Source organism: Bacteroides sp. AF39-11AC (genome assembly GCF_003474285.1).
In the GTDB taxonomy this organism is placed as follows: domain Bacteria; phylum Bacteroidota; class Bacteroidia; order Bacteroidales; family Bacteroidaceae; genus Bacteroides.
In genome coordinates this window covers 314,983-325,181 of record NZ_QROH01000009.1, presented here as the reverse complement: position 1 = coordinate 325,181, position 10,199 = coordinate 314,983, and the positions used below count along the sequence as shown (strand labels likewise).

Annotated in this window: 9 protein-coding genes and 1 pseudogene; 6 read left to right on the top strand and 4 right to left on the bottom strand. The window is 40.2% G+C overall.

Features of this window, described 5'->3' with window-relative positions:
* The 4 genes and pseudogenes from DW036_RS20740 to DW036_RS20725 form a co-directional block, all read left to right on the top strand.
* Nucleotides 1-1,227 (top strand): RHS repeat domain-containing protein (locus tag DW036_RS20740; RefSeq protein WP_305000364.1); only part of this gene is annotated, 1,227 nt, incomplete at its 5' end.
* A 2-nt stretch (nt 1,228-1,229) separates the two neighbouring features.
* Nucleotides 1,230-1,694 (top strand): Imm9 family immunity protein, encoded by a 465-nt coding sequence (imm9, locus tag DW036_RS20735; protein ID WP_117848600.1) that lies wholly within the window; start codon nt 1,230-1,232, stop codon nt 1,692-1,694.
* A 196-nt stretch (nt 1,695-1,890) separates the two neighbouring features.
* Entirely contained in the window at nt 1,891-2,184 is a 294-nt protein-coding gene (locus tag DW036_RS20730; protein ID WP_133302545.1) for a hypothetical protein, read from the top strand.
* Nucleotides 2,172-2,516, top strand: a pseudogene (locus DW036_RS20725) (FRG domain-containing protein); the annotation flags it as partial. The gene DW036_RS20730 and the pseudogene DW036_RS20725, both read left to right, overlap by 13 nt.
* Before the next feature lie 88 nt (nt 2,517-2,604).
* On the opposite strand, the gene DW036_RS20720 reads toward DW036_RS20725, so the two are convergent.
* The gene (locus DW036_RS20720) at nt 2,605-3,342 is read right to left on the bottom strand and encodes a hypothetical protein (RefSeq protein WP_118356396.1); all 738 of its coding nucleotides are present in this window, start codon (nt 3,340-3,342) and stop codon (nt 2,605-2,607) included.
* A gap of 4 nt (nt 3,343-3,346) precedes the next feature.
* On the bottom strand, nt 3,347-4,102 hold the full coding sequence (locus DW036_RS20715) for a hypothetical protein (protein WP_032565870.1): 756 nt from the start codon (nt 4,100-4,102) through the stop codon (nt 3,347-3,349).
* Nucleotides 4,103-4,531: 429 nt separating this feature from the next.
* On the opposite strand from DW036_RS20715, the gene tssD reads away from it, so the two are divergent.
* Nucleotides 4,532-4,921 (top strand): type VI secretion system tube protein TssD, encoded by a 390-nt coding sequence (gene tssD, locus DW036_RS20710; protein ID WP_004308665.1) that lies wholly within the window; start codon nt 4,532-4,534, stop codon nt 4,919-4,921.
* A 183-nt stretch (nt 4,922-5,104) separates the two neighbouring features.
* On the top strand, nt 5,105-6,994 hold the full coding sequence (locus DW036_RS20700) for a P-loop NTPase fold protein (protein ID WP_118356394.1): 1,890 nt from the start codon (nt 5,105-5,107) through the stop codon (nt 6,992-6,994).
* Between the two features lie 241 nt (nt 6,995-7,235).
* Here DW036_RS20700 and DW036_RS20695 read toward each other — a convergent pair whose 3' ends face one another.
* Nucleotides 7,236-8,333: a DNA methylase gene (locus DW036_RS20695; protein ID WP_118356398.1), complete on the bottom strand. Its 1,098-nt coding sequence runs from the start codon at nt 8,331-8,333 to the stop codon at nt 7,236-7,238.
* Nucleotides 8,317-9,984 (bottom strand): group II intron reverse transcriptase/maturase, encoded by a 1,668-nt coding sequence (gene ltrA, locus DW036_RS20690; protein ID WP_004323414.1) that lies wholly within the window; start codon nt 9,982-9,984, stop codon nt 8,317-8,319. Before ltrA ends, DW036_RS20695 begins: the two co-directional genes overlap by 17 nt.
* Nucleotides 9,985-10,199: the final 215 nt, after the last annotated feature.

Below are 10,199 nucleotides of genomic sequence, written 5' to 3'. Positions count from 1 at the left end.
GCCGACAGGCTGTTGTCCGTGGAGGACAGCAGGCGTGGCGAGACACGCTACTCCTATACCCCGACGGGGCAGCTCGAAAGGGCGGAATACCCCGACGGCAGGGTGCAGTGGAGGAAGAGCGACCAGACGGGAAACCTGTATCCCGACCCGGACATGAGGCTGCGCCGTTACCTTGGTGGCGGACGGCTGGAGCAGGACGGCGAATGGCACTGCGAGTACGACGCGGACGGCAACCTGACGGAACGCTACCTCGGCACGGGAAGGTGGCTTGACGGCAAGAAGGACCACTGGAGATACCGGTGGAACGCCGACGGCTCTCTGGCAAAGGTGGTGCGGCCCGACAAGAGGGAGGTGGAGTTCACATACGACGCGCTCGGGCGCAGGCTCTCCAAGAGCTTCGGCACGACCGTGACGCGGTGGGTGTGGAACGGCAACGTGCCGCTGCACCAGTGGAAGCAGCACAGGGAATACTCCGTCGTGGAGGACAGGTGGCACACGGACACGGAACGCCGCGACATGACGGTATGGCTCTTCGACGAGGAGTCCTTCGTGCCGGTGGCAATGATAAAGGAAGGCAGGTCCTACTCGATACTGACCGACCAGCTCGGAACACCAACGGAGGCATACGACACCGAGGGCAAAGAGGTGTGGAGCCGGGTGCTCGACATGGACGGGAACGTCATCGAGGAGACCGGCAACAAGGGGATGGTACCGTTCCTGTTCCAGGGGCAGTATTATGACCGGGAAACAGGGCTGGCGTACAACAGGTTCAGGTATTACTCGCCGAAGATGGGCATGTATGTCTCGCAAGATCCGATTGGATTAGCAAGCGGAGAACCTAATTTTTATGCGTATGTAAGTGATAGTAATCAATTAATTGATCCTTTTGGACTTGCTCACTTGAATTCCCTTACAGCAAAAGCAAATTTCAAACTTTACATTATTTATGAAGACGCAACCAAAACAAAAGTATTAAAGATAGGAAAAGCTAAATCAGACGATGTAATGCCTACCTTAAGTAACAAGAACAGAAGGATGCATAATAGTGAAAGGGCTGCAAAAAGACAATACCCAAATGCCTTTGCAGAAGAATATAGAGATTTGGGATATACTTCTACTCGAAAAGCAATTGGAGCAGAAGCAAAAGAAGTAAGAAAGAGAAGAAATAAAGGAGAACGACTTCCCTTAAATAGGGAAAAAAAGAAATCTTATCAAAGAAATAGCTAATTATGAAATTTAAAATAGTATATAGTTCACAATTAATGAACACAGATTTTAATATTGAGAATCCAAAAGCGGAGGCTTATCTAACCAAAAAAACTAAATTTATTGATAACGATTTATTGGGAAATTGGGTTGTTTTTATTAATGTTATATATTCAAGTGCCTCGTATCTAAGTTCTATATTAATAAGTAAAAAAGGAATTACCTATACGAAAGATTTGGAAAAATATATATCAATAGACATACCCATTCCAACAAAAGAGCAAATCGTATGGGGCATTGATAAAAAATGCACTTCATATCAACCCATTTATAAAGATATTGAAAAACATAATTATATTATTAATTTTGACTATAGTAAGTTTGACAATATACAAGATTATATAGAAGCTGCTATAATTTTTGCTTTAGATAATTTATTTAAAATCGGTTTTACAATAAAAGGAACGAAAATTAAGGAGCATTGGTGAACGTTTTTGTAATTTTGGTTCCCAGGGACAAGAGTACGACAAGGCTATAGAATTAAGCTATAATCGTTTTAGGTACTACTCGCTGTAGATGAGGATGTGTATCTCGCAAGATCCGATTGGACTTGGAGGGAGAATACTAAACTTATACGGATATGTCAGTGACACCAATATAAGTTGTGATTATTTCGGGTTATATTTGCTTATTCCAAATGCACCAACATATTCAGGTGTTTACCATATCAAGCTACCAAATGGTGATGGTTACGTAGGTTCTGCTATAAATATTGGAGAAAGATTAGAATCGAATAATCATCAAACAGCAAAACAAATGATAGAAACTGGAGAATACACAATAACATTTTATGAGGTTGATATGGGAACAGCTACAACCAGGAAAGAACAAAACCATGTACTAAGGCATTTTGAACAGCAAATAATGGATGTTAGTCCTCATAATCAGAATCGTTCGCGCGCGATGAACCAGACATAGCCTATCTTCTGCATGAAATTAAGTACGAGAAACCCCATTTTCAGAATGTGATTGACTCAAAGGATATCGAGAGAGTCTTTTGTGTAAAACCGATGTTTGACAATCCTCGCATAATCCGGCAGTCCGGGGCATTTTTCCTTTATGGTATCAATGGCAATAAAAGCCAACCAGCATCACTCAACTTCAGCTACAAAGTGTACATCATCAATAAAGCGCAGAAGCAGAAGATCAGGAAGCAGCTTGAAGCCCTCGGCATAGACAAATCAACGTTGTTCCCAGAAGTCGAACACGTGGCCGAGCATATAAAGGACAAATATCATCTACCTAAGTAACCTTTCCCTCTTTTTTTAAAAAAACAAGCCGAGCTATCCGTGTAATAGCTCGGCTCTCAGCTTGAAAAAATTACATCAAGTCTTAATCTTATGATATATCTTGAACTTGCAAGCATTTCTCTACTTTGTATAAATAATACCTACATTTTATTATTACAAATGTTACTATTATACGAGAAATTACTATATGCCCTATGAATAGAATGAGGGGAAAGAGCAATACAATCAGACTTATAACAACAAACGGGAACTCAAATTCAGAGAAAAACTTATAAGTCCAATCAAAGCTAACAATTCCAACTACAAATAGCGTAATAAAAAATATAAATCTAATATTTGACCATAGATTTCTACTATATTTCCTACAATCTTCTTGATAAAGGTTATAGCCCGATATAAATAGCTCTATAACTAAAACTATCTGAGAAGTTACTAAAATATAAGTTTTTACAAGTGCTTCATGTTGAGACCCAAACATCCCGATACAAAACAAGCATAAGAAACCGTATAATCCAGCATATAATCCGATGAAACCACAACCTTCCAAATCAAGTTGGTTTTCATCAGTCAGATATTTTAAACGGCGATATGCCTTATCTAAATAGGCACTATTTAATATACATTCACTATTCTCACTTTTTAGACTCTCTGTTATAATATCATTAGCACGAGACAATACCGCCCGTACCGACAACTTTAAATCTTTCTGATATTTACGATAAATTTCAGTCAGTACATGCTTGTTATCAAGATAGTATAATCCAAAGTCAAAAGCAATTATAAATTGTATGAATGCAAGTAGATTAATACATTCTATTCCAGACATTTTTCTATTCAAGTTTTTTAGCTCTCCATTCTTCTCCGTTATGTTTTAATACATATTCAGCAACGTACTGTATTAAATCAACCGGATGGAAAGAATAGCGCAAATTCCCTTTACGATAAGTAACCGATAACATAAGTTCTTTCTTGTCTTTATAAAACCCAATAGCCTCATTATACTTGATTTCTAAGTTCTTTTGGTTTTCTTCCAAAAAGATACTATTGGTTATTTTTTTCAAAGAGTCTATCAATTTCTCGATAGAGCTTTCTACCGGAACTTTCAATAAGGTATGACGCAACTTATAATCAAACTTCAACTCTTTGTTTTTAGATTCATAGTATTCCTTATCAACAGCAATAACCACAAATTTTCCTTTCCCGATTAATTTTGCTGCGTCGGCATCTACTTTTCTGCATAGTAATTTATCACCATTAGAGATGTCTTCAGGTGACATAGAGGAGCCTTCAACAGTAAATATTAAGGGATTCTCAGATTGTTTATACTTAGAAATGTCTAACATTGAATTTTCACACGGAATCCTATCTGGTAACATTTCAAGACCTTTCAACGGAGTTACACTCAACGTAGGATCTCCAGCCGCCACACTCATAGTACCATCGGCATTCATACCGTTGGTATGCACTTCTTTCCCAAAGGCAAAGTGATAAAGATTAGATACTAACTGTTTCAATTTCAACATATTAATTAATAGTATGCGTCTAAGCGCACATTTATGATTCGCAAAGTTAGCGTTTTTTCTCATAACTCGCAAGTTTATAGGGGTTAAACATCAATAATGCCATCGTATGAGGGTCTTGCCTGAACTGTAACAAGAGGATTACACAACAGTCCTCACTCACTAATAAAACATTCTACCATAAAAACAAAAAGAATGCAATGAATGATTACGGTTTAACCTCTTTTGTTTAAAAGCCGGTTTGCTTTGCCTGTGATGAATTGAATAGCAGGATGAAAAAAGAGACTATGTAAGATAATATTTTTGTGAGGAGGGCAGCCTGTAAGCAGTGTTTCTTCTATTTTGTCGGTTAATAAATTTAATTGATTGCTTGTTAAGTTCAAGGGAAAATTCTATATTTGCGAAATATGATATCCTCCTTCTTGTCTTGAAAGCGGTCTGACTGCTTTAACCAAGGCGAAATGTCTTGGTTTTATAATAAATAATAAGATCAGCATGGCAGAATTAAAGGCAACCGTGTGCTTGCAAGGGAAGGATATAGAAGTGATTTCATCACATATTGAATTTAACCGCAAGACAGATAATAAAGGAAGGCCAGTGACAAATGTTATTGGCGGACGTATTACCATAACCGTTGAATCTACCAGAGAAACTACTATTCTTGAAGCAATGGTAAACAGTCCTTTCAAAGCGATAAGCGGCAAGGTGATTTATTACAACACTAAGGATAATTCAATCTTTCGTGTCGTGGAGTTCAAATATGCGTATATCGTATATTACAAAGAGGTTTACAATGTTGACAGGAAACGCCAAATGTATTCCACCATCACATTTTCTGCGGATATTATTATGATAGGAGACGCATATTTAAGCAATCAATGGTAAGAAGAAACATGAAATTTAATCGTATGGATATTATTGTATTAAGAAATATCACTAACTTTGTTCATTGTGGATGTGGTGATAATGGATTTGCAGCGTCGTTTACTATTTCAATATTTAATGTTCTTATTGCTACATTTTTGTTTTCCAATGGAGTTAAAATAGAATTATGTTAATAACAAAGGTATGAATACTTTGATTCTTGATTTTTTAAACAGCTATGCTGATAATACCAATCCTCAGTATGCCGTGATGCTGAAAGGAAAATGGGGATGTGGCAAAACTCATCTTATAAAAGAATGGAAGAAGAGGTTTGATGGGACCGCAGATACTGACGAGGAAATTACGCTAAAGCCCATTTATATTTCGACCTATGGAATGGATAGCGTGAATGACATCAAGACAGCTATAGATAGGGAATTAAATCCTTTCTTCTATTCGAAAACGGGGCGTTTCATAAAGGGAATTTTGAAATTAGCCGGTAAGGTAGTCTTCAAGACAAGTATGGATTTTAATGAAGACTCTAAAGAGGATGGTTCATTTTCCGCAACACTGGATTCGTTGTCGTTACTACAAGTGAAAGACGACAGTATAAAAGGTGTAAAGTTTCTGATATTCGATGACATCGAAAGGTGCCTGATAGAGATGAAGGAATTGTTAGGCTTTATCAACTATTTTGTAGAACATTGTAATTGCCATGTTGTCGTAATTGGAGATGAGAACCACCTTGAAGAACTTTCCAAGGCTGTATTGGATGAGTTTAAGGAAAAGACCATAGGCAGGGAATTTGAAATACAACCTGACATAGAAGAAGCCATCGAATACTTCCTTGGCGAAGTACCGGTATCCGATTATTTGAAAGAAATGCGTGATTTCATTATTGCCTGTTTTAAGTGTACAAAATCCGACAACTTACGGGTTTTGAGACAATGTTTATATGATTTTAAAAGCCACTTAAACAAACTTCCTCCCGAGCTGGTTGAAAAGGATAATATCTTTCTCAAAAATATTCTTGGGTCATTTATTGCAGTGTATGCAGAGTATAATAACAGTGAGAACAAAGAGGTAATTTGTAATTGGAGTAGAGATTGTCGGATTTCACTACTCCAAGATAATAATGAGGATAAGCAAAGGATACAGCATCTAAGGGAAAAATATCACTCTTTGAACAAGGAGCTAATTTATAATGTCTTAAATCCGGAGTATGTTACGGCTATTATACAATATATTATCACAGGTGCTCCACTTGTAGAATTTATTGTTACGGAGATAAGGGATAAGCAAAAAGGATTGAAACCTTGGAAAATGCTATCCGGCTTTTTCGATATGGAGCAGCAAAAACTTGAAAGTATTTGTCAGGATACTATAACATCCATATTGGATAGAGAGATAAAAGACGCTTATCAACTTGGTTATAGTATTGCGTATCTATCATATTTTCACGCTATTGGCATTTTCTATTTTATACAGGCTTATGTCTCTTTAATAAAAGTAAGAATAGCAGAGATGATTGATATCCAAACCAGTTTAGAGGAACTTTATCAGCTAAGAGGGCTTTTTATTAGTGGATGTAATTATGTAACCACAGATTCCAAGACCTCAATAACGGATGATATTGTGGACTATTTCTTGCAGAAGATGAAATCAAAGATAAATGAGTTGCCGGATCAAATGCAAAAAGCACTGCGTAATTTGACTGAAGGAACAGTAGAACAACTTATAATTATAGACAGATTGCCTTATCCAGATAAAAGTTGTACATACGAACTTCGTGCTATATTTGCATCTGAAGATGCCAATGCTCTTTTTGATGCTATCTGCAAACTAAGCAATAAAAGTAAAAATACTTTTACGCAATTTCTTGCTTATCATTATAATTTTGACTATGACCTACAAGATGTGGGAAACAGATATAAGGCAGATGTTCCTTGTTTACTCAAGTTGAAAGATTTGGTCGGTAATGAAATCAGTATATCAAAAGGGGTGGATAAACTTGCCTTCATAAGGTTAAAAGATGCCTTGATTGAAGCTATTAGGAGGTGTGAAGGCAAAAATGATACATTGCCACCAATGTAGAAGCTAAAAATGGCATATCGCAAAAAACGGATATGCGATGAAAGAATATTATCTCTATTTGACTAAAAACAGAAGATATTAATAGCTATAAATGAGAATGGGTGGTGGCGGGGAATCGGGAGGTTATAAAGGGAGAAAGGATGCCATAAAAGAGTAGAGCCGTCGGCAGACCGGAGCGCAAAAAAATCCCTCTGCCCGGTCATCGCGACCATGCAGAGGGAACGGTTAAATTATGATTATGTCAAGCAGCTTCGGCAATAGCTTCGTGTTTGGCAGCCTGTGGTTGTTCGGCCTCTTTCAGACTTTCATCAATCCTGTGCTGAAGTTCCTTACATTCCTGTTTGAGCCTTGACAGCTCATCAGCCTTGCTCCACTGGCGACAAACGATTTTCTGCAATGTAGGAATTTCGCTTTCTATCCGCTCTACCGCCTTTTGTTGCTTCTCGATAAGAGAGGGCAATTTGCTTAATGCTCCATGCGGATATTGCGCCGACTCAACGAAACCAAGCGGCAGCGCACCGCTTAGGCCGCATCGGTATTTCAACCCACTTATACCCTCTACAAAGAATGTATTGCGGTCAAACGTACCGTCCATATTATACTCGCTATGTACCAACAAGTTCAGTCCTGCATATGTGCCAACTGTGCCATACGCTCCGTTGCGGTAGGTCTTGGCTATACGGTGCAACTCCCGACCAACTTCCTCGGTACTGGCTTGCGGTAAGTTTAAAAGCAGGGTTGCCTTTGCCCCATTATACGAGTTGATGTATTCCAAATCCCTCTTGAAATCGGCCTCAGTACGCTTTGCCTTTTCGATTTCTCCCTGACCGGCAGCTATTTTACGCTCGGCACGGATGCGTTCTTTCTTGAAAATAGCCTGTTCCTTTTCAAGCTGCATAATCTTGTTGTCGAGCTTCGTCTTGTTCAGCAAGTCGTTATTGCCTGACAGAATAGCCACGAACTCGGCGAAGTTCATACCGCTGTCCTCATCCATGCCTCCCTCGTCAATACGGCGCACGGCGATTGTGCCGTTGTTAATTTGATTGATAAACATCTGCTTGTTTTTCAACAGATTAAACTTGTAGGCGTCGAGGGTCTTTTCCGTACCATAAATTACGATATCCACCACATTGTCACCCCACAGCTTTACAGTGTTGCCTTTGCGTACTGCCCTGCCATTGCGTTGCTCCATGTCAGCAGGTCGATCGGGTAGGTCAAGGGCATTACTGCCCTCTTCCCCCCTCAGAACCGTACGTGAGGGTTTCCCCTCATACGGCTCAAGCTTTTCAAAGTCTCTGTTCGTGTGCAGAGACCGGCTCATCCTACTTCTTGTTTCCATTGTTTTTACGGGATAATTTGAAACATTCATCATGAACCAACAGATTGCATTTCCGTCCGTCTTGTACGGTCGGCATTACATTCCATGCCTTATGCGTGTCAATCGGTTCACCACATATCGGACATTTCCGACCTTGCTTTTCCCATAGGTAAAGCAGGGATTTACGTCCTTTCAGCGTCACAAGCATCTTTGACTTCATTCTTTTATTGAAGTACAGGCGGCAGTCTGCGTCAAACGGATTCATGTCCCCCTTTATCTGCGTATATTGCAGAAAAGGAAACGAAGATGCCAGTTTCAACAAGGTAAGTTGGTCTTCTTTGCCGTTTGATTTCTTGAACTTAGCCGCAAAAGTCCAGCTGTTCCCTCGGATATTGTGCCAATAGCGGTCTTTTATCCACTGTTTCCCTTTCTTGGAATGACGGCGTTTAGCCCATTGCCACAAGGCGAGAAATATCTGATGGTCGATTCTGTGAAAAGAATCACGTGTCGCCCCATGCTGATAATATGCTCCCCATCCTCGAATTTTAGCATTCAACATCCTGATTAATGATTCCTGCTTGCAACCCTTATGACCTTTTGTCACCTTACGGATATTCTCCATAAAGCGTTTTTCGGCTTTCTTGGTCGGCTTGGTCAATATTTCATTGCCGAATTTGCGGATGTTGAAACCGAGAAAATCGAAACCGTCACGGATATTGGTTATCACCGTCTTTTCTTCTGATAAGGTCAGACCTCTTTCAGACATAAAGTCGGCTACCAATGGCTTGATTTCCTTTTCAAGTGTTTCACGGTTCTCGCAGGTAATTATAAAGTCATCAGCGTAACGGACAAGATTCACCATTGGCGAATATAACTTACCTTTGATTCTAACTCGTTTATATTTCTCTGCAAGGACTTTCTGCAATCCGTCCAATGTCATATTGGCAAGCGTGGGAGAGATAATGCCACCTTGTGGCGTTCCCTCCTCTGTCGGGAACATCTGTTTGTTGAAGATATAGCCGCATTTCAACCATTTTCGGAGTATTGCCTTGTCCATAGGGATGTTGGCAAGCAGCCATTCATGGCTGATGTGGTCGAAGCACCCCTTTATGTCACCCTCCAGAATCCATTCGGGAGAATAGCCTTTTCGGAGAATGTTATGGCATTGCATTACCGCGTCCATACAGCGGCGTTCCTTGCGGAAACCGTATGAACGTGAGTCGGCTGTTGTTTCCGACACTGGTTCTAATGCCATAAGGTAGAGTGCTTGCATGGCTCTGTCTTTCATTGTCGGTATTCCCAACGGTCGCAGTTTGCCATTACTCTTTTTGATGTGGACTCTTCTCAATGGCTTCGGCTGGTAGCCTCTGCGTTTGAGTTCGCTTATCGCTTGTGTTTTTGCTTCGGGTTTCTCCCATGTTTCCATGTCCACTCCGGGGGTGTTGCCACCTCCGTTAGAAGTAACTCTCTTTACGGCTAAGGCTTTTGCGTAAAAAGAGTGGGTCAGCGTCCACTGCAAGGCTTTCACCTTGTTGTATCTGCCTTCCTTCTGAGCCTTTACAATTCGTGCTTGTAGCTTTCTGACAGCCAACTCCGCTTTAGTCCAGTCTATTCTGTCCCAAAGTGTTTGCTGATTGTCAGCAGGCGCACACGATGTCTTGTTTTCGTTCATTTGCTTTCCTCCTTTTGAAAGTTCTAAAAGTTAATTGTAAAGAATCACCATTTGACAACATTCGGTTTGATTGCCTACCTAATGTCGTCACAGAAGTCTGCCCACTTTCGTGTCGGATGATGTCGCCCACATCAGCCCGTGATGTCGGTTCAATCCGTATCCGCTCCATTACAGAACGGCATTCGCTTTTTCTGTTATCTTATACCTGCACACCA